This window comes from Streptacidiphilus monticola, assembly GCF_042658505.1.
GTDB lineage: Bacteria > Actinomycetota > Actinomycetes > Streptomycetales > Streptomycetaceae > Streptacidiphilus > Streptacidiphilus monticola.
The window spans coordinates 37,113-59,274 of the sequence record NZ_JBHSQJ010000047.1; the positions used below are offsets into that span (position 1 = coordinate 37,113).

23 protein-coding genes and 3 pseudogenes are annotated in these 22,162 nt (G+C 74.6%); 15 read left to right on the plus strand and 11 right to left on the minus strand.

Features of this window, described 5'->3' with window-relative positions:
- The 9 genes and pseudogenes from ACFP3V_RS12250 to ACFP3V_RS12290 form a co-directional block, all read right to left on the minus strand.
- Nucleotides 1–336: pseudogene (locus tag ACFP3V_RS12250) on the minus strand (D-beta-D-heptose 1-phosphate adenosyltransferase); the annotation flags it as partial.
- Complete coding sequence (locus ACFP3V_RS12255; RefSeq protein WP_380582948.1) at nt 333–974, minus strand: D-sedoheptulose-7-phosphate isomerase; 642 nt, start codon at nt 972–974, stop codon at nt 333–335. The pseudogene ACFP3V_RS12250 and the gene ACFP3V_RS12255, both read right to left, overlap by 4 nt.
- Nucleotides 974–2,305, minus strand: a complete 1,332-nt coding sequence (locus tag ACFP3V_RS12260) for a glycosyltransferase (RefSeq protein WP_380582950.1) — start codon at nt 2,303–2,305, stop codon at nt 974–976. Before ACFP3V_RS12260 ends, ACFP3V_RS12255 begins: the two co-directional genes overlap by 1 nt.
- Nucleotides 2,305–3,267: a glycosyltransferase gene (locus tag ACFP3V_RS12265; protein WP_380582952.1), complete on the minus strand. Its 963-nt coding sequence runs from the start codon at nt 3,265–3,267 to the stop codon at nt 2,305–2,307. Before ACFP3V_RS12265 ends, ACFP3V_RS12260 begins: the two co-directional genes overlap by 1 nt.
- Nucleotides 3,264–4,277 (minus strand): glycosyltransferase family 9 protein, encoded by a 1,014-nt coding sequence (locus ACFP3V_RS12270; RefSeq protein WP_380583029.1) that lies wholly within the window; start codon nt 4,275–4,277, stop codon nt 3,264–3,266. The genes ACFP3V_RS12265 and ACFP3V_RS12270 overlap by 4 nt, the downstream gene beginning before the upstream one ends.
- Before the next feature lie 966 nt (nt 4,278–5,243).
- A pseudogene (locus ACFP3V_RS12275) lies at nt 5,244–5,831 on the minus strand (HAD-IIIA family hydrolase); the annotation flags it as partial.
- Nucleotides 5,776–6,861, minus strand: a complete 1,086-nt coding sequence (locus ACFP3V_RS12280) for a glycosyltransferase family 2 protein (protein WP_380582954.1) — start codon at nt 6,859–6,861, stop codon at nt 5,776–5,778. The gene ACFP3V_RS12280 and the pseudogene ACFP3V_RS12275, both read right to left, overlap by 56 nt.
- Nucleotides 6,858–8,516, minus strand: coding sequence for a carbamoyltransferase family protein (locus ACFP3V_RS12285; RefSeq protein WP_380582956.1), 1,659 nt, complete (start codon nt 8,514–8,516; stop codon nt 6,858–6,860). Before ACFP3V_RS12285 ends, ACFP3V_RS12280 begins: the two co-directional genes overlap by 4 nt.
- Before the next feature lie 34 nt (nt 8,517–8,550).
- Nucleotides 8,551–9,519: a UDP-glucuronic acid decarboxylase family protein gene (locus tag ACFP3V_RS12290; protein ID WP_380582958.1), complete on the minus strand. Its 969-nt coding sequence runs from the start codon at nt 9,517–9,519 to the stop codon at nt 8,551–8,553.
- Between the two features lie 264 nt (nt 9,520–9,783).
- Between ACFP3V_RS12290 and ACFP3V_RS12295 the strand changes: the two genes are divergently transcribed.
- The 5 genes and pseudogenes from ACFP3V_RS12295 (at nt 9,784) to ACFP3V_RS12315 (ending at nt 14,776) form a co-directional block, all read left to right on the plus strand.
- Nucleotides 9,784–11,250 carry an aminotransferase class I/II-fold pyridoxal phosphate-dependent enzyme gene (locus ACFP3V_RS12295; protein ID WP_380582961.1) on the plus strand — a complete coding sequence of 489 codons (1,467 nt, stop codon included), beginning with the start codon at nt 9,784–9,786 and terminating at the stop codon, nt 11,248–11,250.
- Between the two features lie 11 nt (nt 11,251–11,261).
- Complete coding sequence (locus ACFP3V_RS12300) at nt 11,262–11,720, plus strand: DUF6098 family protein (protein ID WP_380582963.1); 459 nt, start codon at nt 11,262–11,264, stop codon at nt 11,718–11,720.
- 87 nt (nt 11,721–11,807) lie between these two features.
- The gene (locus ACFP3V_RS12305; RefSeq protein WP_380582965.1) at nt 11,808–13,112 is read left to right on the plus strand and encodes a diacylglycerol kinase family protein; all 1,305 of its coding nucleotides are present in this window, start codon (nt 11,808–11,810) and stop codon (nt 13,110–13,112) included.
- A 106-nt stretch (nt 13,113–13,218) separates the two neighbouring features.
- Nucleotides 13,219–13,626: a YciI family protein gene (locus ACFP3V_RS12310; RefSeq protein ID WP_380582967.1), complete on the plus strand. Its 408-nt coding sequence runs from the start codon at nt 13,219–13,221 to the stop codon at nt 13,624–13,626.
- Between the two features lie 8 nt (nt 13,627–13,634).
- A pseudogene (locus tag ACFP3V_RS12315) lies at nt 13,635–14,776 on the plus strand (RNA polymerase sigma factor).
- Between the two features lie 36 nt (nt 14,777–14,812).
- Here ACFP3V_RS12315 and ACFP3V_RS12320 read toward each other — a convergent pair.
- Nucleotides 14,813–15,391 carry a TIGR03086 family metal-binding protein gene (locus ACFP3V_RS12320; RefSeq protein WP_380582969.1) on the minus strand — a complete coding sequence of 193 codons (579 nt, stop codon included), beginning with the start codon at nt 15,389–15,391 and terminating at the stop codon, nt 14,813–14,815.
- Nucleotides 15,392–15,513: 122 nt separating this feature from the next.
- The gene (locus ACFP3V_RS12325) at nt 15,514–16,221 is read right to left on the minus strand and encodes a class I SAM-dependent methyltransferase (protein ID WP_380582971.1); all 708 of its coding nucleotides are present in this window, start codon (nt 16,219–16,221) and stop codon (nt 15,514–15,516) included.
- Nucleotides 16,222–16,589: 368 nt separating this feature from the next.
- Between ACFP3V_RS12325 and gvpO the strand changes: the two genes are divergently transcribed.
- From gvpO to ACFP3V_RS12375, 10 genes are read left to right on the plus strand one after another with little or no spacing between them, the layout of a single operon-like run.
- Complete coding sequence (gvpO, locus tag ACFP3V_RS12330) at nt 16,590–16,844, plus strand: gas vesicle protein GvpO (protein ID WP_380582973.1); 255 nt, start codon at nt 16,590–16,592, stop codon at nt 16,842–16,844.
- Nucleotides 16,845–16,870: 26 nt separating this feature from the next.
- A complete protein-coding gene (locus tag ACFP3V_RS12335) occupies nt 16,871–17,296 on the plus strand; it encodes a gas vesicle structural protein GvpA (protein WP_380582975.1) in 426 nt (141 codons plus the stop codon).
- 3 nt (nt 17,297–17,299) lie between these two features.
- Nucleotides 17,300–18,013, plus strand: coding sequence for a GvpL/GvpF family gas vesicle protein (locus ACFP3V_RS12340; protein ID WP_380582977.1), 714 nt, complete (start codon nt 17,300–17,302; stop codon nt 18,011–18,013).
- A 36-nt stretch (nt 18,014–18,049) separates the two neighbouring features.
- On the plus strand, nt 18,050–18,316 hold the full coding sequence (locus ACFP3V_RS12345) for a gas vesicle protein GvpG (protein ID WP_380582979.1): 267 nt from the start codon (nt 18,050–18,052) through the stop codon (nt 18,314–18,316).
- Nucleotides 18,317–18,348: 32 nt separating this feature from the next.
- Nucleotides 18,349–18,972, plus strand: a complete 624-nt coding sequence (locus ACFP3V_RS12350; protein WP_380582981.1) for an ABC transporter substrate-binding protein — start codon at nt 18,349–18,351, stop codon at nt 18,970–18,972.
- Nucleotides 18,965–20,068, plus strand: a complete 1,104-nt coding sequence (locus ACFP3V_RS12355; RefSeq protein WP_380582983.1) for an SRPBCC family protein — start codon at nt 18,965–18,967, stop codon at nt 20,066–20,068. The genes ACFP3V_RS12350 and ACFP3V_RS12355 overlap by 8 nt, the downstream gene beginning before the upstream one ends.
- 33 nt (nt 20,069–20,101) lie before the next feature.
- On the plus strand, nt 20,102–20,590 hold the full coding sequence (locus ACFP3V_RS12360; protein ID WP_380582985.1) for a gas vesicle protein: 489 nt from the start codon (nt 20,102–20,104) through the stop codon (nt 20,588–20,590).
- A 3-nt stretch (nt 20,591–20,593) separates the two neighbouring features.
- Complete coding sequence (locus ACFP3V_RS12365; RefSeq protein WP_380582987.1) at nt 20,594–21,406, plus strand: GvpL/GvpF family gas vesicle protein; 813 nt, start codon at nt 20,594–20,596, stop codon at nt 21,404–21,406.
- Nucleotides 21,403–21,651 (plus strand): gas vesicle protein, encoded by a 249-nt coding sequence (locus tag ACFP3V_RS12370; protein WP_380582989.1) that lies wholly within the window; start codon nt 21,403–21,405, stop codon nt 21,649–21,651. Before ACFP3V_RS12365 ends, ACFP3V_RS12370 begins: the two co-directional genes overlap by 4 nt.
- Nucleotides 21,648–22,061 carry a gas vesicle protein K gene (locus tag ACFP3V_RS12375; protein ID WP_380582991.1) on the plus strand — a complete coding sequence of 138 codons (414 nt, stop codon included), beginning with the start codon at nt 21,648–21,650 and terminating at the stop codon, nt 22,059–22,061. The genes ACFP3V_RS12370 and ACFP3V_RS12375 overlap by 4 nt, the downstream gene beginning before the upstream one ends.
- Nucleotides 22,062–22,162 lie beyond the last annotated feature (101 nt).

Genomic DNA, 22,162 nt, shown 5'->3' on the forward strand with positions numbered 1-22,162 from the left:
GCGGACCAGCGGGCGGCCCTCGGCGCGGATCCGGGTCTTCACCGGCAGCGAGCCGTCGAGCGGCAGCTCGACCAGGGTCACCCGCTCGGCCAGCCGGGCCCGGACGAGTTCCGCCTCCGGTCCGCCCCCGAGGGCGGTGACCAGGACGGTCTCCCGGTCCGGCGCCGCGCGCGCGGCCAGCCAGGCGGCCAGTCCCGCGCCACCGGGCCGGGCGTCCTCGTGCGCGACGTCCACGACCGGGGCGGGGGCGTCGGGGGCGAGCCGGGAGACCGTGCCGTCGACGTCGCGGTCGAGCAGCGCGTCGCCGACGACGACCAGCGGCCCCCCGGCGCTCATGCCGGCTCCCGGAGCCCGGGCTCCTGGCGGCGGGCCAGGGCGGCGTCGAAGCACTCGCACACCACGTGCAGCGCGAGCAGGTGCAACTCCTGCACGGTGGCTGTGAGTTCGGCGTCGATGTCGAGGACCTCGTCGGCCACCGCGGCCAGCGGGTTGGGGCGGCGGCCGGTCATCGCCCAGACGCCGAGGCCGCAGTCGCGGGCCGTCTCGGCCGCCCGCAGCAGGTTGGGGCTGCGGCCCGAGGTGGACAGGGCGACCAGCACGTCGCCGGGCCGCCCGTGTGCCTCGACCTGCCGGGCGAAGACCTCGTCGTAGCCGTAGTCGTTGCCGATGGCGGTGACGCTGGAGGTCTCGGCATGGAGGGCGAGCGCGGAGAAGCCGCGGCGCTCGGCGGCGTAGCGGCCGACGAGTTCGGCGGTCAGGTGCTGGGCCTGGGCGGCGCTGCCGCCGTTCCCGGCGGCGAGCAGCCGCCCCCCGGCGGGCAGCAGGCCCGCCAGCGCCTCGCCCCAGGCGGTCAGCAGTGGCAACTGCCGCTCCCGCAGCCGGGCGACGGCGTCCTCCAGGGCGCGGCAGTGGCCGGCGGCCAGGCGCAGGTCGCTCTGGCGGCCGGGCACGCGGTCGGACAGGTGACGGAGCATCAGGCGGCCTCCTCGACCGTGGTGGGGACCGGCGCGGCAGCCGCCGGCCCGGCGTCGGCGTACCGGGCGCCCGCCGGGGCGACCGAGGGGCCGAACTCCGCGGCAGAGGGCTGCAGTTCGGCGTAGACGGCCTCGGTGGCCGCGGCGACCTGGTTCCAGCCGAAGCGGTCCAGGACCCGCCGCCGCCCCGCCGCCCCGTAGGCGCGGCGCAACCCGGGCTGCCGCAGCAACGCGGCGACCTCGGCCGCGAAGCGTTCGGTGTCGCCCTGCGGCACCAGTCGGCCGGTGACGCCCTCGGCGACGGAGTCGAGGTGCCCGCCGACCGCCGTGGCGACGACGGGGACGCCGCAGGCCATCGCCTCCAGCGGGACGATGCCGAAGGGCTCGTACTGCGCGGGGCAGACCACCAGGTCGGCGCTGCGCAGCAGTTGCGGCATCCGGCTGCTGGGCACGCCGCCGAGCAGCCGCACCCGGTCGGCCACGCCGGCCTGCTCGGCGACGGCGCGCAGACGCCGTGCCTCCTCGTCGCCCGCCAGTTCCTCGGCCGGGGGACCGCCGACGACGAGCAGCTCGGTGTCGGGCAGTACGGCCAGCGCGCGGATGGCGACGTCGGTGCCCTTGCGCGGGACCAGCCGCCCGACGGCGAGGATGCGGTGCCCGGGGCCGCGCGCCTCGCGCGGCCCGTCGGGCCGGAACCGGTCCGGGTCCACCCCGCAGGGCACGATCCGCACATGGGTGTCGTCCACGCCCATCGCCCGCAGTTCGGCGACCTCGTCGCGGCAGGTGGCCACGATCCGGTCGACGGCCCGCCCGACGGCGGTCTCGATCTCGACGCGGCGCGGGGGGCTGGTGTCGGCCGCGCCCTGATGGCGCCGCTTGACGGTGCCCAGCGCATGGTAGGTGTGCACCACCGGGATCCGGTGGCCGCCCACCCGGTGCGCGCCCAGCAGCGCGGCCAGGCCGGACATCCAGAAGTGCGAGTGGACGGCGTCGGGCGGTGCCGCCTCCCAGTCCGCCGCCAGCCGGGCCCCGAACTCGGCCATGTAGGGCAGCAGCCGGTCCTTGGGCAGCGGTTCGGGCGGCCCGGCGTCCACGTGCCGGACGACGACCCCGGGGCGCAGCGGCACGTCCACCGGCAGCAGCGGATCGTCGCGCCGGGTGTGGACGACTACCTGGTGGCCGCGGTCGGCGAGCGCGCCGGCCAGCGCGGCGACGTGCACGTTCTGCCCGCCGGCGTCCACGCCGCCGAGCACGGCCAGTGGGCTGGCGTGCTCGGACACGAGCGCCAGGCTCAGCGGACGGGTCGGACGGGTCGGACGGTTGGCAGCCATCAGCGGACGACCTCCTCGATCAGGGCTTCCCAGTCGGCCAGGAAGCGCTTCAACCCGTAGCGGCCCAGAGCGGCCTGACGGGCGTTCAGCCCGTCGCTCCGGGCCGCCTCCGGGTCGGCCAGGTAGTGGCGGACGGCCTCGACGAGTTCCTCGGGCCGGGTGGACAGCACCCCCGCACCCGGGGGCACGGCGGTGACGGCTTCGGTGGTGGCCAGCGCCACGACGGGCATGCCGAGGTGCATGGCCTCCAGCAGCGAGAGCCCCAGCGAGGTCCACCGGACCGGGTGCACGTACACCCGGCGGCGGGCCATCTGCCGGTGCAGCTGCGCCTGCGGCAACTCGTGGCTGAGGCAGCGCTCCTGGGGCAGGCCCACGGCCGTGCACAGGTCGCGGGTGCCCATGCCGAACACGTCGATGGGCGCGGCCTGCGCGAACAGCGGCAGCAGGTCGGTGCCGGTGGTCCGGCCGCGCCGGACCGGCTCGTTGACGACGACGGCGCTGCGTTCGAGCTCGCCGGTGTAGTGGTGGCCGGGGTCGACGATCCCGTGGTCGATCACCTCGGTCCGGGTTCCGCCACTGTCCCAGAACAGCCGGTTGAACGGGGTGACGTGAACCAGCGTCAGGTCGCCGCGCTCGGCCATGGGGTGGCGGGTGTCGGGCACCGCGCCGTCGGGGGCGTTGTGCTCCAGGTAGACGGCGGGGATGTCCCGTCCGGGGCGTCGGCCGGTCCACTCCTCCACCAGCCGCTCCTCGTGCGGGCGTTGCAGCACCACCAGGTCGATCGGCGCGTCCCGCAGCCGGTGCGGTGCGATCTCGTGGACGTGGTCGGGCCACTCGAAGGTCCTGGCCCGGCCCCGCCCGTCCGGCCCGCGGTCGGGGGTGACCGGGACCAGGTAGGTGTGCGGGCCCTGGACGAAGGCTGTCGTCCACGAGCCGTGGACGTGCCAGAGGAGGATGTTCACGCCGTCACCTCCGCGGTGGGGTCGATCAGGCGCCGGACGGCGGCGAGCACGTCGTCGCCGGTGAGCGAGTCGAGGCAGGGGTGCCCGGGGACCGGGCAGCGCCGGGCCCGACTGCCGGCGCAGGGCGCGTCCTGCACGCCCAGGATTTCGGTGGGGACGCGGTAGGGCCGCCAGCGTTCGGCGGGGACGACCGGCGCGAAGAGCGAGACCACCGGCGTCCCCACGGCGGCGGCCAGGTGCGCGGGCCCGGTGTTGCCGACGACCACGGCGTCGGCCCCGGCGAGGACGCCGCTGAGCGCGGCGAGGTCGGTGCGCCCGCCGAGGTCGAGGGCGTACCGGCCGTAGCCGGACACCTCCGCGGTGAGCGCCCGCTCGGCGGCGGCGCCGGTGACCACGACGCGGTACCCGGCCCGGTGCAGCACGTGCACGGCGTCGGCGGCGACCTTCGGCGCGACGGCGCGCGCGGGCACGGCGGCGCCCGGGTGCACGACGAGGTACGGAGCGGCCCCAGTGAGCGCGGTGGCCTCGGGCGGGGTCCGCACCTGCAGCCGCCCGTCGTCCCCCGGCGGCAGCCCGAACCCGCCCGCGGCGAGCAACTCCGTTGCGGCCTCGGCCTCGTGGCAGTTGTCCGCACGCTGGTGGCGAAGGTCCAGCAGCGAGCCTGGGTAGTCCACGCTGTCCGCGCCGATCCAGGGGATGCCCGCGAGACGGAGGAGCAGGGCGGTGGGGAGCGGGCTCTGGTGGAAGGAGACGAGGACGAAGGCGCGGTCGTACTGCTGGCCCGCCAACTCATCGATGATGAGCGGTACTTCGGACGACGCCACGTCCGGCGGCTCGAAACCCACCCACGGCGCGTCCCACACGTGCACCCGCTCCACCCCCGGCAACAGCCGCGCCGCCGCCTCCCCGTGCGGCCCGCACAGCAGCCCCACCTGCGCCCCCCGCCCCCCAGCCGCCCTGACCGCCGGCCCGGCGAGCAGCACATCCCCCGCACTGTCCAACCGCACCACGAGCACCCGCTCCTGACGCCCCTCACCCCGCCACGCCCCCTGCCCGGCCACCCCACGCTCGGCGCCGTGCCCACCAGCCCGGTGCCCCCAGGCGGCGCGCAGCCCCTCGCCCGAGGGCGCCACAGCAGTCGCAGCGGCCCGGGGCTCCGCCTTCGCGCATGGCGCATCCGCCCTCGCGGGCCCGCCCAGGGCGGCGCGAAGCGCCTCGCCCGAGGACACCACAGCAGCCGCAGCGGCCCGAGGCTCCGCCTCCGCGCATGACGCATCCACCCTCGCGGGGCCGCCCAGGGCGCCGCGCAGCGCCTCGCCCGAGGCCACACGGGACCTGTCCGACCCGCCGTCAGCTCCACTCGCAGGGCCGCCCGACTCCCCAGCCCGGGCGGCGCGAAGCGCCTCGCCCGAGGCCACACGGGACCTGTCCGACCCGCCGTCAGCTCCACTCGCAGGGCCGCCCGACTCCCCAGCCCGGGCGGCGCGAAGCGCCTCGCCCGAGGCCACACGGGACCTGTCCGACCCGCCGTCAGCTCCACTCGCAGGGCCGCCCGACTCCCCAGCCCGGGCGGCGCGCAGCCCCTCGCCCGAGGGCACTACAGCAGCCGCAGGCTCCGCCTCCCCGCATTCCACATCCACCCTCGCGGGCCCGGCCAGGGCGGCGCACAGCGCCTCGCCCGAGGCCACACGGGACCTGTCCGACCCGCCGTCAGCTCCACTCGCAGGGCCGCCCGACTCCCCAGCCCGGGCGGCGCGAAGCGCCTCGCCCGAGGGCGGTGGCGGGGGGCCAGGCGAACCGGGACCTGTTCCACTCACCGACCTGTCCGTAGCCTCCGCCCGGGGGGCGCTAAGCGCCTCGAACGAGGCCGTCGGCTGCGGGGGCGTCAGGACCGCGAGGGCGCGGGACGTGGCGGTGGGGAGGTCGGGTGCGAGGGAGTGAGTGGGGGCGGCGGCGGCCGTCTCGTCGGGGGAGGTGGCCGCGTTGGGGACCAGGAGGGACAGCGCCGCGCCGGCCGCGCGGCCCGCGGCGAGGTCGGAGGCGATGTCGCCGATCACGACGGTGCGTGCCGGGGGGAGGCCCAGGGCGGCGGCAGCCGCCAGCACCAGCCCGGGCGCGGGCTTGCGGCAGGGGCAGCCGTCCGCAGGACCGTGCGGGCACACCGCCCAGACGTCCAGCGGACCGAGCAGCCGGTCCACCTCCGCCGCCACCGCCCGCACACCCGCGCGGTCCAGCACCCCGCGCGCCACGCCGGACTGGTTGCTGACGACGCCCACCGCGAGCCCCGCCGCGCGGACGGCGGCCACCGCCTCCGCCGCGCCCGGGCACAGCCGCACCAGCCGCGGATCGCCGTTGTAGGGGACGTCCTCGACGAGCGTTCCGTCCCGGTCGAAGAGGACGGCCCCGGTGAACATCCCCGCCCCACGGCCGGGGCCCAGCAGCCATGGGCCAAGACCAGGACCAGGATCAGGGCCACGACCCAGCGCAGTCAGAGGAGTTGAGCGCATGTCAGGCCGCCTCCCTGCCGACTGCGTCGGCGTCGGCCCCGGCCCCGGCCTCGGCATCGCCCTCGGCACGGGGGCGGGCTTGCGGGGCCGTCCACGGCCGGGCTGTGCGGTGGCGGGCCCACCCGAGCAGCCAATGGGCGCACGCCGCAGGGGGGATGGCGAGGCTGGTGAGCACCATCGCCCGGATCTCCTCCACGGTCCTCGGGCCCGGCGCGATCCGCTTCCACGCGAACTCGCCCGTGCCCAGCGCCCATCCCAGCACGGAGGCGGCGGCGACGCGTCGCCCGCCGCAGGCCAGCGCCACGATCGCGCCGGCCCCCGCGGCCGTCACGGCCGCGTGCCGGGGCAGTCGGCCCCTCGGTGCCCGCGCTCGGGTCCACCAGTCCCGCCCGTGCAGACGGGTCATCAGGGCGTCGTCCTGGTTGCCCCGTTGGGCCCGCAGGGACGCCCACGGGCCGGGGGCCGGGCGGACGGGATGGGTGGTGTGCCGTCGGCCGTGCCGCAGCTGCCACCCCGCGTCCATCAGCCGCAGCGCGAGGTCCGCGTCCTCGCGGAACGCCCGCGGAAAGCGCTCGTCGAAGCCGCCCACCGACTCCAGGGCCTCTCTCCGGCAGGCAAGGTCGGCGGTGATCCAAGCGGCTCGGGCGAGGCCGGCCGTGCCGCGCTCCCAGTCGGTGGGCCTGCGGTCCGGCGGGAGCGGCACGTCGATCACGCCCTGCACGGCCGCCGTGCCCGGCCCGGCGGCGGCCAGGTCCGCCGTCAACTCCCGGGCCCAGTACGGGCCGGGGACGGTGTCGTCGTCGAGGAAGACGACCCACGGCTCCTTGACCGCCCGCCATCCCGTGTTGCGGGCGACCGCGGGGCCGCCGGCCAGGCTGGGGACGGTCTCCACCCGGTCCGCGAGCCGCGGGGGCACCTGCACCGGCAGCGGGTGGCAGTCGTCCAGCGGGCGGTCGTCCACCAGCACCACCCGCGCGGGCGGCGGGCCCTCCGCCGCCGCCAGCGCGGCGAGGCAGGCGTCGAGGCTCGGCCGCCCCAACGTCGGTACCACCACCGCGTATCCGCTCGTTCCGCTCGCTCCGCTCATTCCGCGCCTCCGAACAGGTCGGCCCGGTTCACGGTGAACGGGCCGATGGCGAGCAGGTCCACGGGCGAGGAGCCGAAGCACTCCAGCGCGTCCCTGGGGTCGTCGACGATCGGCCGACCGGCCGTGTTGAAGCTGGTGTTGACGACGACGGGCAGTCCGGTGCGCCGCTCGAACTCCTGCAGCATCCGGGCCACCAGCGGTTCCCGCGCCGGGTCCACGGTCTGGATCCGGGCGGTGCCATCCACATGGACGACCGCCGGGATGCGGTCCCGCCACTGGGGTGCCACGTCGTGGACGAAGAGCATGTAGGGACTGGGCAGCGGCCCGTCGAAGATCTCCTGCGCCCGGTCGGCGAGGACCATGGGCGCGATGGGCCGGAACTGCTCGCGGCCCTTGACCTCGTTGAGGCGCTCCAGGTTGGCGGCGTAGCCGGGGTGCGCGAGCAGGGAACGGTGTCCGAGGGCGCGCGGCCCGTACTCGGAGCGGCCCTGGAACCAGCCGACGACGCCGTCCCGGGCCAGCACCTCGGCCACCTCCGCCGCCACGTCCGGCGGCCGCCGGAGCGGGACGCGCGCCCGGCGCAGCCAGGCGGCCAGTTCGGCCTCGCTCCACTCGCGGCCGAGGTCGGCGCCCGGCATCGGGGCGACCGGCTCGCCCTCCTGAGCGGCGAAGGCCAGCGCCGCGCCGAGCGCGGTCCCGGCGTCGCCCGCCGCCGGCTGGACCCACACCCGGTCGAACGGACCCTCCTGGGCGATACGGGAGTTGGCGACGCAGTTGAGCGCGACGCCGCCGGCGAGGGCCAGCAGCCGGTCGCCGGTGCGCCCGTGCAGCCAGCGGACGAGGTCGAGCAGGACCTCCTCCAGCACGCGCTGCGCCGAGCAGGCGAGGTCCGCGTGGACCGGGGACCACTCCTCGCTGCCGGACGGCCGCGGCGGGGCGTAGGCGTTCCAGTCCACGCCGGTCGCCCGGAAGCCGCCGTCGCCGGTGGCGTACACGTGGCGGCGCAGGTCGGCCGCCATCCGCGGGCGGCCGTAGGACGCGAGGGCCATCACCTTGTACTCGTCGGAGGAGCGCAGGAAGCCCAGATGGGCCGTCAACTCCTCGTAGAGCAGGCCCAGGGAGTGCGGCAGTTCCTGGCTGGCCAGCGGTTCGAGCTTGCCGCCCTCGCGGCGCGCCGCGAGGTGCGAGGTCGCCTCGCCCCGGCCGTCGAGGACCAGGACCGAGCACGGGTCGGCGTCGTCCCCGTCCGCGCAGAAGGCCGCGGAGGCGGCGTGGGCGACGTGGTGGCGGACGAAGCGGACCTGCGCCGGGTCGAGCCCGGGCAGTGCCTCGGCGAGGAAGCCCGGGGCCTCGACGGCGTAGCGCACGCGCAGCGGGTCCCAGGGGTCGTCGAGTCCCAACTCGGCCGCGGGGCGGCTGAGTCCGGGATCGAAGGAGTAGCACACGGCGTCCAGGTCCTGCGGGCGGAGCCCGCCCTGGGCCAGGCACCAGCGGGCCGCCTGTTCGGGGAGTTCCCAGGCGGAGAAGGGCACCGGCCGCTTGCCGTGCTTGCGGCGGGAGAAGCGTTCCTCTTCGGCTGCGGCGACGGTCCGGCCGTCGACGACGAGCGCGGCGGCGGGGTCGTGGAACAGGGCGTTGATGCCGAGGACGCGCATCCGGGTGTCCTCTCGGGAGGTGGGTTCGGGCGGGTCAGGCGGCCTGGTCGCGGAACCAGGCGATGGTCCGGGCCAGGCCCTCGCGGGCGTCGACCTGCGGCTCCCACTGGAGCTTGCCGCGGGCCAGGGTGATGTCGGGCCGCCGCACGGCCGGGTCGTCCACCGGCCGTTCGACGAACTCGACGCGGGACCGGGATCCGGTCAACTCCAGCACCAGCTGGGCGAGTTCGAGCATCGAGTACTCGGCGTCGTTGCCCAGGTTGACCGGTCCCGACAGGTCGGAGCCGAGCATCGCGAGGATGCCGGCCACGGTGTCGGCGACGTAGGTGAGCGAGCGGGTCTGCCGCCCGTCGCCGGTGACGGTGAGCGGCTCACCGGCCAGCGCCTGCCGGATGAAGGTGGGCACCGCCCGGCCGTCGTGGCCGCGCATCCGCGGCCCGTAGCTGTTGAAGAGGCGGACGATGGCGGTGTCGGTGCCGTGCACGGCGGCCTCCGCGGTGACCAGCGCCTCGGAGAAGCGCTTGGCCTCGTCGTAGACGCTGCGCGGTCCGACCGGGTTGACGTTGCCCCAGTAGCGCTCGTTCTGCGGATGCTGCCGGGGGTCGCCGTAGACCTCGGAGGTGGAGGTGTAGAGGAAACGGGCGCCGTGCTCGCGGGCGAGCCCGAGCGCGTTGCGGGTGCCCAGGCTGCCGGTCTCCAGCGTGTGCAGCGGCAGCCGCAGGTAGTCCAGCGGTGAGGCCGGGGAGGCCAGGTGCAGCACCGCGCCGAGACCCGCCAGCCGGGGTATCCGCAGCGCGTGGGCGTCGGTCACGTCGGCGCGCACCAGCCGGAACCGGGGGTGGCCGACCAGGTGGGCGACGTTCTCCGGTCTGCCGGTGCTGAAGTCGTCGACGCAGACGACGGGATGCCCCCGTTCCAGCAGGGCGGTGCACAGGTGCGAGCCGAGAAAGCCCGCGCCGCCGGTGACCAGGGCGCCCGCGGCGCTGTCAAGGGCCTGACTCATCTCGGCCTCCGGGGTCGTGGTGCCGTTCGGGGTGACCGGCGGCTACCCGGACTTATTCGGGCAAACCACTCAGCACACTGAGCGATTCGGCAGCCCGCTCCGGCCGACCGCGAACTATGCGGGGAGGCCCCGGACTTGGGCTGCCGCGCGCGCCCCGGGAAAGGCTTCGTACCCGCACCGCCCCCGCGCCCGCGCCCGATCGGCCTCGTCCCGACCATCCCGGCCAGGGGGTTTCCGACCGCCGCGGCCGGGCAGCCGCCGCACATGGATCACTCACGCGCGCCCGTCCTGGAAGCCCTCGCGAACCACCGGCGCAACAGCCGGACGGCGTTCACCCCGCCGGGGCACCGGCAGGGGCGGGGTGTCGATCCCCGAGTGCTGGAGATCATGGGTCCGGACGTCTTCCGTTCCGACCTGCTCGCCGTCTCCGGCCTCGACGACCGCACCTCCTCCAACGGCTACCTGGAGCTGGCCCAGGAGCTGATGGCCGACGCCGTGGGCGCGGACCACGCCTTCTTCTCCACCTGCGGCAGCTCCCTGTCCGTCAAGTCGGTCATGCTCTCCGCCGCCGGCCCGCACGAGAAGCTGATCGTGGGCCGCGACGCGCACAAGTCCGTGGTCTCCGGGCTGATCCTCAGCGGTATCGAGCCGATCTGGGTCGACCCGCAGTGGGACCCCGAACTCCACCTGGCCCACCCGCCGGGCGCCGACCGCTACGCCGACCGGATCGCCGAACACCCGGACGCCAAGGGCGCGTTGGTCACCTCGCCGACGCCCTACGGGACCTGCGCCGACCTCGTCGCCGTCGCGTCCGAGTGCCACGCCGCCGGCATCCCGCTGATCGTCGACGAGGCCTGGGGCGCGCATCTCCCCTTCCACCGCGACCTGCCCACCTGGGCCATGGACGCCGGAGCGGACGTCTGCGTCACCTCCGTCCACAAGATGGGGTCCGGTCTGGAGCAGACTTCGGTCTTCCACCTCCAGGGCGACCGGATCGACCCCATCGCCCTCAAGCAGCGCGAGGACCTGCTCGGCACCACCAGCCCCTCGGTCCTCGTCTACGCCGCCCTGGACGGCTGGCGCCGGCAGATGGTCCAGCACGGGCAGGCGCTCTACGACCACGCCCTCGACCTGGCCCGGGGCCTGCGCGCCGACATCGAGGCGCTCGACGGCATGCACGTCCACGGCCGCGAGGACTTCTGCGCACCCGGCCGGGCCTTCGACCTGGACCCGCTGCAACTCGTCATCGACCTGTCCGGCCTCGGCGTCTGCGGCTACGCCGCCGCCGACTGGCTGCGCGACCGCCACCAGGTGGACCTGCACGTCAGCGACCACCGCCGGATCAGCGCCCAGCTGTCCCACGCCGACGACTCGACCACCGCCCGGACGCTGCTGGACGCCCTCACCGACCTGTCCGCCCACGCCGACTCGCTGCGCCCGCCCGCGAAGGTCGCCGTCCCGGACCCGGAGGACCTGCGCCTGGAGCAGGTGCTGCTCCCCCGGGACGCCTTCTTCGCCGCGCGCGAGGAGGTGCCCCTCGACAAGGCCGAGGGCCGGATCGCCGCCGAGATGCTCACCCCCTACCCGCCCGGCATCCCCGTCGCCGTGCCCGGCGAGCGCCTGACCGCACCGGTCCTGGAGTACCTGCGCAGCGGTGTCGCCGCGGGCATGGTGGTCCCCGACGCCGCCGACCCGGACCTGGCCACGGTGCGGGTCACCGTGCGCGACTGAGGGCCGCCCGGATGCCCGCCGAGCGCCTGCCGACCCTGGACAGCCTCGACGCCCTGGCCGAACTGCTGGACCGTCAGCAGGGTCTGCCGGAGCGCTTGTACGTCCGCTGGTCCCGCGGACCGGAGGCGGACCTGCGTCGCGGCCCGTCCAGCACGGACGAGCTGACGGGCGCGCCGATGCCCGGCCTGTCCGCCAACCCCCTTGCCGTGGAGGACTGGTGGGGCGACCGCCCGGTGGGCCTGTGGGTGGCCCGCCGCCTGCACGACTACAGCCACCTGCGCCACGAGAAGGGACCCGACGTGCGCCCGTGGGTGCTGCGCGGACGGGTGGCGGGTCACGGCCCCGACAACGAGGCGCTGCTCGGCGACGTGGAGCCGGTGGCCTGGGTGTCGGACGCGGTGATCGCGGAGGCGGAGCAGGTGGTGGCCGGCCAGGACGAGCGCTGGGGACCGCTCAGCCGCTGGCACTGAGCCGGTGGCCCGCTGTCGGCCTGAGCCGGTGGACTGAGCCGGTCGCGCTGACGATGGGTCAACTGCCTTCCCGGGTACGTTGGTGACATGGCGTCTGCACAGAGACGCGCCCGGAGCTGGGCCCGGCTGGCCCTGCTCTGCGCCGGGGGCGCGGTGGCCGTGGTACTGCTGGGGGCCGGCCTGGCGAGTGTGCTGTTCCTGGTGACCGGGATGGCCGCGCTCGCCCTGTCCGGGATGGGCGGGTGGTGGGCGCTGTCCCACCACGGCCCGGCCCGGTGGGCGGGCGCGCTGCTCGCCGTCGCCGCGCCCGGCGCCGTCATCGCGTTCTACGTCGGCTCGGGGGTCCTCGTCGAGGTGCTCGTCGCGCTCGTGCTGTGGGCGCTGGCACTGGCCTGCGGCCGGGCCGCGATCCGCCGACTGCGGCAGCCGCACGGGCAACGCCCGCGCGAGGCACCGCGCCCGCGACGGCCGGTGCTGATCATGAACCCCCGCTCGGGCGACGGCAAGGTCGAGGACTTCGGGCTGGCCGCCAAGGCCCGCGCGCTCGGTGCCAAGGTCATTCTGCTCGAGCCCGACGTGGACCACGACGTCGCGGCCCTCGCCCGCGAGGCCGTGGCCGACGGTGCGGACCTGCTCGGCGTCGCCGGCGGCGACGCCTCCCAGGCGCAGGTGGCGGCGGTCGCCGCGGAGAGCGGGCTGCCCTTCCTGGTCGTCCCCGCGGGCACCCGCAACCACTTCGCCATGGACCTCGGACTCGACCGGGCCGACCCCTCCCGCAGCCTCGACGCGCTGACCGACGGCGTCGAGGTCCGCGTGGACCTGGGCCGGGTGGCCGGCCGGCCCTTCGTCAACACGGTCTCCTTCGGCGTCTACGCCGAGATCGTGCAGAGCCCCGAGTACCGCGACGCCAAGAACCGGACCATCCTGCAGCAGCTGCCCGAGCGCCTGCTCGGTGCCTCCGGCGCCCGCCTGGAGGCGCAGGCGGACGACATCCGGCTGACCGCGCCCCAGGCGGTGCTGGTCAGCAACAACCCCTACACCTTCGCCGACCCCCTCGGCGGCGGCCGCCGCCCCCGGCTGGACCTGGGCGTCCTCGGCGTCCTGGGCATCCGCGTCGAGGGCGCCGCCCAGGCCGCGGAGATCGCGGTGCTGGGCCTGCAGGCGCGCAGCATCACCTCGGTGACGGCGCATCAGGTCGTGGTCGAGGCCGACCGGCCGGAGATCCCGGTCGCCGTCGACGGCGAGGCGCTCACCCTCCCCACCCCCGTCAGCTGCTCGCTCCTCCCGCGCGTGCTCCGCGTCCGCGTCCCGCGCCACCGCCCCGGCGCCGCGGTCACCTCCGTCCCCGTCGACTGGCGGCGCATCATCCGGCTGGCGCTGGGCCGGGAGTGACGTCCCGGAAGAAAATCCCCCGGACGATGTCGAGAACGCGCGAGCGGCTCCGTCCCCGGTACGAAGGCGGCCACAATGGGTCGCACGAGCACCGAGGAGAACCACGATGGCCAAGTACCTGCTGCTCAAGCACTACCGCGGCGCCCCGGCCCCGGTGAACGACGTCCCCATGGAGAAGTGGACGCCGCAGGAGATCACGGCCCACATGCAGTACATGCGGGACTTCGCGGCTCGGCTGGAGGCGACCGGCGAGTTCGTGGACGCGCAGGCCCTCGCCCCCGAGGGAGCCTTCGTCCGTTACGACGGCGAGGGCCGCCCGCCGGTCACCGACGGGCCGTTCGCGGAGACCAAGGACCTCATCGCGGGCTGGATGGTGATCGACGTGGACAGCTACGAGCGGGCCGTCGAGCTCGCCGGCGAGCTGTCGGCCGCACCGGGTGCGGGCGGCGAGCCGATTCACGAGTGGCTCGAACTGCGTCCCTTCCTGGCCGCCCCGCCCGCCGTCACGGACTGACCCCGCCGATGGACGAGGCACTGCTGCGGAGCCTGATCCCCGGCGTCCGCGCCGTCCTCGTCCGCCTCGGAGCCGACTTCGCGGCGGCCGAGGACGCCGTGCAGGNCTGGTCGAGGCGCTCCGCGTCTGGCCCGCCGACCCGCCGCGGGATCCCAGGGGCTGGCTGGTCACCGTCGCCTGGCGCAAGTTCCTCGACGCGACCCGCGCGGACACCGCCCGCCGCAGGCGCGAGGACCTGCTGGACGAGCAGCCGGCCCCCGGGCCGGTCCCGGGGACGGACGACACGCTGCAGCTCTACTTCCTGTGCGCGCACCCGTCGTTGACGCCGGCGTCCGCGGTCGCGCTGACCCTGCGCGCCGTCGGCGGTCTGACGACCCGCCAGATCGCCCAGGCGTACCTGGTGCCCGAGGCGACCATGGCGCAGCGCATCAGCAGGGCCAAGCGCACCGTCGCCGGCGTCCGCCTCGACCGGCCCGGGGACGTGGCCACGGTGCTTCGCGTGCTCTACCTCGTGTTCAACGAGGGCTACTCCGGCGACGTGGACCTCTCCGCCGAGGCCATCCGGCTGACCCGGCAGCTGGCCGCGGCGGTCGACCACCCCGAAGTGGCCGGCCTGCTGGCGCTGATGCTGCTGCACCACGCCCGCCGCGCGGCCCGGACCGCGCCCGACGGGAGCCTGGTGCCGCTGGCCGAGCAGGACCGCCGCCGCTGGGACACCGCGGCGATCGCGGAGGGCGTCGCGATCCTCCAGGCAGCCCTGGCCCGCGACCGCCTGGGCGAGTTCCAGGCCCAGGCCGCGATCGCGGCGCTCCACGCCGACGCGCCCTCGGCGGCGGAGACGGACTGGGTCCAGATCGTGGAGTGGTACGACGAGCTGGTCCGGCTGACGGACAGCCCCGTCGTCCGCCTCAACCGCGCGGTCGCCGTGGGCGAGGCCGACGGCCCCCGCGCGGGTCTCGCCGCACTTGCGGCGGTGGACCCGTCCGTCCCCCGGCACACGGCGGTCGCCGCCTACCTCCACGAACGCGCCGGGGACCTGGCCGCGGCCGCCCACCTCTACGCCCAAGCCGCCCGCCAGGCCCCCAACCTCCCCGAACGCACCCACCTCACCCACCAAGCCGCCCGCCTCAACGCCCACTTGCACCTGTGACCCCGCCCCCGGTCCCGCCCCGGGACCCACAGGGCGTCAGCTGGCCGCCGCAGCCGTCCAAGCGGGGTCCCGGCCGAAGAAGGCTGCCAGGCGGTCCTGGATCGGGGCGTCCACGGAGAGGGGCACTTCCGTGCCGAAGACCTTGCCCTCGGCTTCCGGGCCGCGGAAGCGGGGCTGCAGCGCGGCCTGCGCCCAGGCCAAGGACGCCGTGGCGAGCTCCGGGTCCAGGGAGGCCGTCGGCTGGGCCGTCGCACGCGCCAAGTCCCAGTCGTGGACCGCGAGTTCCGCGGCCTGCTGGCTCAGCGTGAACCGCTGCCGCTCCTCGTCCAGACCAGAGCCGCCCGCCCGCCAGGCGTGCAACAGCAGGTCCGCGCCGGAGCGGAACGCGGGCGACCAGTCCTCCGGGAGGACGTCCGGGAAGCCGCCGCTCCAGTCCGGGTCCCGGCCCGACGCGCGGGCGGTGAACTCGCCGAGGTCGTACACCAGATGGCTGATCAGCCGGCCGACCTCCCAGGAGCGGCAGGGCGTCGGGTCGTCCCCCTGCTCCGGCCGCACCGCCGCCACCAGGTGTTCGGTCTGGGCGAGGGCGCGCTCCAGCAGTTCGATGGATGCCATGGGCCGATCGTAGGTTCCGACCGCCCACGCGTCCCGCGCACGACGCGCCCGCGCAAGCGCCGCAGACCCCGCAGCCGCCTCCGCCGCCGCCGCCGTCACGGAAGCGGCGGCTCGACGACTCGTCAGCCGATCCGGCGCACCGCCAGCACGTTGTCGGTCCGGGTGAAGGTGTGGCCGTCGTGGTCGGTGACCTCGTGGAGGTAGTCCTCCTCCAGCAGCACCTTCCACTCCGCCTCCGAGAGCCGAAGCTGGGCCCGCACCTCCGCCGTGCTCGGAAGGTGCACCGGGGGGCCGTCGACGCCCTCGGGGAAGCCGGCGTGGCCGGCGATCAGCAGCAGGCCGCCCGGCGCCACCGCCTCGGCCGCCCGGCGCAGGATCCGCTCGCGCGGCAACTCTGCCTGGGAGTGCAGGAACTGGGAGGTCACCAGGTCGTAGCTGCCCTCGGGGAAGCTGACGCCGAGATCATGGCGCTGCCACTCGATCCGGTCGGCCACCCCCTCGTCCGCGGCGTGGCCGGCCGCGCGGTCGAGCGCCACCTGGGACACGTCCACGGCGACCACCTGCCAGCCCTGGGCCGCCAGCCAGACCGCGTCGGCGCCCTCACCGCACCCGAGTTCGAGCGCGCGTCCGACCGGGAGGCCGCCGACGACCCGGACCAGGGCCGGGTTCGGTCTGCCGCTCCAGATCCGGTCGCGTGACCGGTAGCGGTCGTCCCAGTACTCCGCCGGGGCCGCCGTGACCGGGGCGTGGTCGTGCTCGTGGCCGTGCTCGGCATGGCGGGGGCCGTGGGGGTGCGGGTGGTCGGGATGCTGCTGCGTGCGCTCGTCCATGGCGCCATCCTGCGCGGAGCCGCACCCCTCGGCAAGGAAGCTTGCCGGACCGGCAAAGCCGACCGCCGGTCCACCCGGGTCGCACGAACCGGCAACTCCCCGACAGCAAGGCCCAGTTCGCCCACGGCCCGACTCCGCCACGCTACGCGCACGAACCGATCGGGCGGCACCGCCGTGGCCTCACGGGCGGGAGGTTATGACCACAGTTGCCGGGTAACCGCCCAAAACGAGTCATTCGTGACGATTCCAGTAAGAAGGTGAGTCCGACGGTCGAGCGCGACAAGCCAAGGCAGTCAGACAGGTCGGGCGAATCGACCGGGCAGCGCAAGCGGTCCGCCCCGCCCCGACGCCTGTCGGCCCCGCAGGCCATGCGGCGCGCAGCCGAGCAGCTGTCAGAACTTCTCGGCAAAGCGCCGGAGTCGGTCTCCGGACTGAAGCCGACCGAGCAGGGCTGGGAGGCCCATGTCGAGGTCGTCGAAGTGGAGCGGGTCCCGGAGACCTCGAGCGTGATGGCCAGCTACGAGGTGATTCTCGACCCCCAGGGCGAGCTGCTCGCCTACCAGCGGGACCGCCGGTACTCGCGTGCCCAACTCGACCGCCAGCGACCGGCCGAGCAGGGCTGAGCAAACGTACGGAAGGAAATAGGGCCGTGACCGTGGCACCACAGGGCGGAGCCGGTGTTCCCGCCCAGACCGGCGGGACCGGGAACCTGTACGACGTGTTGGAACTCGTCCTCGACCGAGGACTGGTCATCGACGCGTTCGTCAGGGTCTCGCTGGTGGGAATCGAGATAGCGAAGATCGACGCGCGGGTCGTGGTGGCCAGCGTCGACACCTACCTCCGCTTCGCCGAGGCGGCGAACCGGCTGGACCTGGAGAGCGGGCGCAAGGCGCCGACCCAGCTCACCGACGTGGTCGGGGAGACCCTCGAACACGGGGCGGAGGGCAAGAGCAAGGGCGCGCTGACCGGGGCGGTCGAGGCCTTCAGCGACTCCTTCCACAAGGCCCGCGACAAGGACGCGGACGAGCAGGAGGAGCCCGCACGTCGCCGCTCCTCGCGCCGCAGGGAGGACTGACGGATGTCTCTGTACGTGTACGCCATCACCCGGACCTCCCACCCGCTGCACCTCGACCGGCTCCACGGGGTGGGTGACCCGCCCACCGAACTGCGGGCGGTGCGCGCCGACTCGCTCTGCGCCGTCGTCAGCGGCCTGCCCGATGACCTCAAGGCCAGGCGCCGCGACCTGGAGGCGCACCACGAGGTCCAGGAGCGGCTCTGGGAGGAGGGCGCCACCCTGCCCCTGAGCTTCGGCTTCGTGGCCGAGGACGAGAACGCGGTGCAGGCCATCCTGGAGGAGCGGGGCGCCGAGTTCTCCCAGCGGATGGACGAGCTCGCGGACCAGGTGGAGTTCAACGTCAAGGCGACCGCCGACGAGGAGGCGATGCTGCGCGAGATCATCTCCGGTTCGGACGAGTTGCGCTCCCTCAACGAGGCCACCCGGGAAGGCGGCGGCTCCCCCGACCAGCGGGTGGCCTTCGGGCAGATGCTCGCCGAGGAGGTCCAGCGCAGGCAGGACGCCCTGGCCGAGGAGATCGCCTCGGCGCTGCGGCCGCTGGCGGGCTCCGAGCGGATCTCGCCGCCGTCGTCCCAGTACGCGCTCAACGCCTCGTTCCTGGTGGAGCGCGGCAAGGCCGACGAGTTCGGTGAGACGGGGCGGGAACTGGGCGATCGCCTCCAGAACCGCGCCGAACTCCGGGTCCTGGGCCCGCTGCCGCCCTACAGCTTCGTCTGACGGCCGGCAGCCGCTGACGCTTGATCAGGAGGCGTGATGGGACTCGTGGTTCAGCTGCTGACGCTTCCGCTCTCCCCGGTCAGGGGGGTGGTCTGGGTGCTCGACAAGGTCGTCCAGCAGGCCGAGCGGGAGTACTACGACCCCGAGCCCGTGCAGGCGCGACTGGCCGACCTGGAGCGTGCCCGCGACGAAGGCCGCATCGAGGCGGACGAGTTCGACCGCCAGGAGGAGGAACTCCTGGCGCGGCTCGAGGAGATCCGGCTCTACCAGTTGCGACAAGGAGGCATGCAGGGCGGCCTCTGAGACGCCCCGCACGGACAGGAGATGAACACGACATGATGACGAAGGCCAAGATCGGCGCGGCCGTGCTCGGCGGCTACATGCTCGGTCGCAAGAAGAAGGCCAGGCTCGCCCTGGGCCTGGGTGCGCTGCTGGCCGGGGCCAAGCTCAAGCCGAAGGACCTCGCCGGCGCTCTGGCCGGGTCGCCTCTGCTGGGCAGCGTCAACGACCAGTTGCGCGGAGAACTGCTCAGCGCGGGCCGCGAGGCGGCCAACTCCGTGCTGACGGCCAAGGCCAACAGCCTGGCCGACGCGCTCCACGAGCGGACCCTCGACCTGCGCGAGGGCCGCGGCGGCGGCGAGGCGGAGGACGAGCACGAGGACGAGCAGGGCGACCGGAGTGACAAGAACCTGGACGAGAGGGACGAGCGGGACGAGCGCGCCAGGGGCGACGGGCGGGACGAGGGCGACGGACAGAGGGACGGCCAGAAGGAAGAGGCCGAATCCCGCGCCCCGGCGCGCAAGTCGGCACGGCGCAGCACGACCCAGACCGCTCGCAAGGCCGCCCCCGCCACCCGAAAGGCCGCCGACCGGACGCGCCGTGCCAAGACGCAGACCAGCGGCTCGCGCTCCTCGGGCGCGGCCTCCGGCAGCCGCAGCAGGAGGTCGGACGATGACTGACCGCAAGGCGCCGACCGGGGCCCTGGACCGGGTGCGCGAACAGGTGCAGGGGAACCCCGCCACGAGTCGGCTGTGGGAGGAGCTGGAGCACTACCTGGAAGCCCGGGCGGAGCACGCGGTCACCGATGTCGGCGACCGTCTCGGCCGGGCCGCGAACCGGCTCGCGCAGCCCGGCTCCGGCGGCGACCTCTTCTCCGCGGTGGGCCGCAAGCTGGGCGAGGGCGCCTCACCGGGCAAGATGGCGCTGCAGTTCGGAGCCTCCCGGGTCAAGGACGCCACCACGAAGGCCGTGAAGTCCCTGGGCGGCAAGGGTGGCGACGACGGGGGCGGCGGGGGCAACGGAAAGGCCGCAGCACCCAAGGTGCTGACGATTATCGAGGACATCGACGTGGGCGTCCCGGTTCGCGAGGCGTACAACCAGTGGACCCAGTTCGAGGAGTTCGGCAGGTTCGCCAAGGGCGTCGTCTCGGTCGAGCAGCAGGACGACACGGCGACCGAATGGCGCGTCAAGGTCGCCAAGGCGCAGCGCAGTTGGCGTGCGAAGATCACCGAGCAGGTCCCCGACGAGAAGATCGCGTGGACCTCCGAGGGCGACAAGGGCACCACGCGGGGCGTGGTCACCTTCCATGAGCTCGACGAGAACCTGACCAGGGTCCTGCTCGTCATCGAGTACTCCCCCAAGGGGTTCATCGAGAAGACCGGACGCCTGTTCCGTTCCCAGGGACGCCGCATCCGGTTGGACCTCAAGCGCTACCGCGCCTTCCTGATGATGCGCGGCGAGGCGACAGGCGCCTGGCGCGGCCGGATCCACGAAGGCCGCCCCACGGACGAGGAGGACGAGCAGTCCGGCGAGCAGGGCGACGAGGAGACCCGGTACGGGGACGAGGAGGACGAGGAAGAAGAGCCGTACGACGAGGAAGAAGAGCCCTACGAGGACGAAGAGGAAGACGAAGAGGAGGACGACCGCGACCGCGACGCGGAGGACGAAGAAGAGGACGGCTACGACGACGAGTACGAAGAGGAAGACGAGGAGGACGAGGAAGAGGAGCCCGGACAGGAAGAGCGCCCCCGGCGCAGGTCGACGGCCCGGCGCTGAGGCGCACGCAGACCGACTGACAGGGAGTACGACGTGACCGGACCCAGCTCCTTCGGCCCCGCGTCGGCACGACCGCTTCACCCCTACCGCGAGGAGTCCGGAGCGTCCGGAGCGAATCTCGCGGACATCCTGGAACGCGTCCTCGACAAGGGGATCGTCATCGTCGGGGACATCAGGATCAACCTGCTCGAGATCGAACTCCTCACGGTGAAACTCCGGCTGCTGGTCGCCTCCGTGGACAAGGCCAAGGAGATCGGCATCGACTGGTGGGAACGGGACCCCTCCCTGTCCTCGCGCGCCTACGACTACGACGCCGTCCAACGGACGGACGGGCGCGCGGAGTTGGAGGAGGAGAACAAGCGCCTGCGGGCCGAGGTGAAGGCACTGCGGCGGCGGGCGCGCAAGCCCGAGGCGGAACTGCCCCCGTCCGAACGCGCGTCAGCGGACACCGACCGCGACGAGGCGGATGCGGCCCCACGGCGCCGGCGGAAGCGCGCGGAGGCCGAGGAGCGGGAGAGCTGAACCATGGACGGACGTCTCAGATACGCCTATGCGGTGGTCCGGCCGTCCCCGCCGCTGGAACCGCTGCTGTCCGGTGTCCGCGGGGTCGCGGACGCGTCCGTGGAGCTGGTCGGTTCCGGAGAGCTCGCGGCGGTCGTCAGCTCCGTACCGGCCGAGGACTTCTCCGAACAGGCGCTCAAGGAGCGGCTGGAGGACCTCGACTGGCTGGAGCGTGTGGCCCGCGCTCATCACTCCGTCATCGAGACCCTGTCCGACCGGACGACCGTGCTTCCTCTCCGCCTCGCGACCCTGTACGTCGACGACGCCCACGTCCGCCTGCTGCTCGACGAGCGGCGGCAGGAGTTCGGCCGGCTGCTGGACCGGCTCGCCGACCACGTGGAGTGGGGGGTCAAGGTCTACGCGGAGCCGTCCCCCGAAGCCGGACGCCCCGAAACCGGGGCCGGCACCGACCTGGAGGCGGAGTCCAGCCCGGGGCGTGCCTATCTGCAGCGCCGCCGCGAGCAGCGCCAGGCCAGGGATGACGTCTGGCGCGCCGCGGAGCTGGCCGTCCGGCGGATCGCGGACGAGGCGCGCGAGCTGGCCGTGGAACACGTCGGCCACCGGCTCCAGCAGGGGACCCTCGCCTCGGGCCCTGGTGACAACGTGGCGAACGACGCCTACCTGGTTCCCCGCGATCTCGCGGAGGAGTTCCGCACCCGTGTGCTCCGCGCGGCCGACGGCCTGGTGGGAGTGCGGGTCGAGGTCACTGGACCGTGGGCTCCGTACTCGTTCGCGGAGCCGGCGGCCCCGGACCCGCGGGAGGGAGCCCCGCCGTGACGACGCGTCAGGAGTCAGCGCTTCCGGACCGGCGGATCGCGCTGGTCGACCTGCTCGACCGGCTGCTGGCCGGCGGGGTGGTGCTGACCGGCGACGTGATGCTGTCGATCGCCGACGTGGATCTGGTGCGGATCAACCTGCGCGCCGTCATCGTCTCCGTCAGCGGGCAGACGGACGGCCTCTGGGGCCCCGTCCTGCGGGTCCCCGGGGAGCACGCCGGACATGAGGGAGGAGGCCGGGCATGACCGACCCGCCGCGCGAGCCCGCAGTCGATCTCGAAGCCGCCTGGCGGGAGGCGACCGAGGCCGCGACACGGGCGTTCACCCTGTCCCCCGCGCGCACCGCCGACCTGCCGCCGTCCGGGCGGGGCGAGCCGACCGCCATGGACCGCATCCGCACCGATCCCGACTCCGTGGAGCGGGACCTGGTCAAGCTGGTGCTCACCCTCGTCGAACTGCTGCGGCAACTGATGGAACGTCAGGCCCTGCGCCGGGTGGACCAGGGCGACCTCAGCGACGAGCAGGAGGAGCGGGTGGGCCTGACGCTGATGATCCTTCACGACCGCATGGGCGAGCTCTGCGACCGCTACGGTCTGACGATGGAGGACCTGAACCTCGACCTCGGGCCGCTGGGGCCGCTGCTGCCTCCCTCGTAACTCTTCCAGGCCCCGCGCGCGGTCGGCGCTCGCCGTGGCGCGCCCGGCGGCGGGCCGGGCCGTCGGTCGGCGCTCCCCGGCTCGGCGACCGCGGGACGTTC

Coding starts and splice junctions, on each gene's coding strand:
- ACFP3V_RS12345 (WP_380582979.1), top strand. CDS start 18,050: ATGGGACTCGTGGTTCAGCTGCTGACGCTTCCGCTCTCCCCGGTCAGG.
- ACFP3V_RS12305 (WP_380582965.1), top strand. CDS start 11,808: ATGGCGTCTGCACAGAGACGCGCCCGGAGCTGGGCCCGGCTGGCCCTG.
- ACFP3V_RS12320 (WP_380582969.1), bottom strand. CDS start 15,391: ATGGCATCCATCGAACTGCTGGAGCGCGCCCTCGCCCAGACCGAACAC.
- gvpO (WP_380582973.1), top strand. CDS start 16,590: ATGCGGCGCGCAGCCGAGCAGCTGTCAGAACTTCTCGGCAAAGCGCCG.
- ACFP3V_RS12280 (WP_380582954.1), bottom strand. CDS start 6,861: ATGAGCGGAGCGAGCGGAACGAGCGGATACGCGGTGGTGGTACCGACG.
- ACFP3V_RS12355 (WP_380582983.1), top strand. CDS start 18,965: ATGACTGACCGCAAGGCGCCGACCGGGGCCCTGGACCGGGTGCGCGAA.
- ACFP3V_RS12285 (WP_380582956.1), bottom strand. CDS start 8,516: ATGCGCGTCCTCGGCATCAACGCCCTGTTCCACGACCCCGCCGCCGCG.
- ACFP3V_RS12260 (WP_380582950.1), bottom strand. CDS start 2,305: ATGGCTGCCAACCGTCCGACCCGTCCGACCCGTCCGCTGAGCCTGGCG.
- ACFP3V_RS12300 (WP_380582963.1), top strand. CDS start 11,262: ATGCCCGCCGAGCGCCTGCCGACCCTGGACAGCCTCGACGCCCTGGCC.
- ACFP3V_RS12375 (WP_380582991.1), top strand. CDS start 21,648: ATGACCGACCCGCCGCGCGAGCCCGCAGTCGATCTCGAAGCCGCCTGG.
- ACFP3V_RS12295 (WP_380582961.1), top strand. CDS start 9,784: ATGGATCACTCACGCGCGCCCGTCCTGGAAGCCCTCGCGAACCACCGG.
- ACFP3V_RS12325 (WP_380582971.1), bottom strand. CDS start 16,221: ATGGACGAGCGCACGCAGCAGCATCCCGACCACCCGCACCCCCACGGC.
- ACFP3V_RS12350 (WP_380582981.1), top strand. CDS start 18,349: ATGATGACGAAGGCCAAGATCGGCGCGGCCGTGCTCGGCGGCTACATG.
- ACFP3V_RS12255 (WP_380582948.1), bottom strand. CDS start 974: ATGCTCCGTCACCTGTCCGACCGCGTGCCCGGCCGCCAGAGCGACCTG.
- ACFP3V_RS12310 (WP_380582967.1), top strand. CDS start 13,219: ATGGCCAAGTACCTGCTGCTCAAGCACTACCGCGGCGCCCCGGCCCCG.
- ACFP3V_RS12340 (WP_380582977.1), top strand. CDS start 17,300: ATGTCTCTGTACGTGTACGCCATCACCCGGACCTCCCACCCGCTGCAC.
- ACFP3V_RS12365 (WP_380582987.1), top strand. CDS start 20,594: ATGGACGGACGTCTCAGATACGCCTATGCGGTGGTCCGGCCGTCCCCG.
- ACFP3V_RS12290 (WP_380582958.1), bottom strand. CDS start 9,519: ATGAGTCAGGCCCTTGACAGCGCCGCGGGCGCCCTGGTCACCGGCGGC.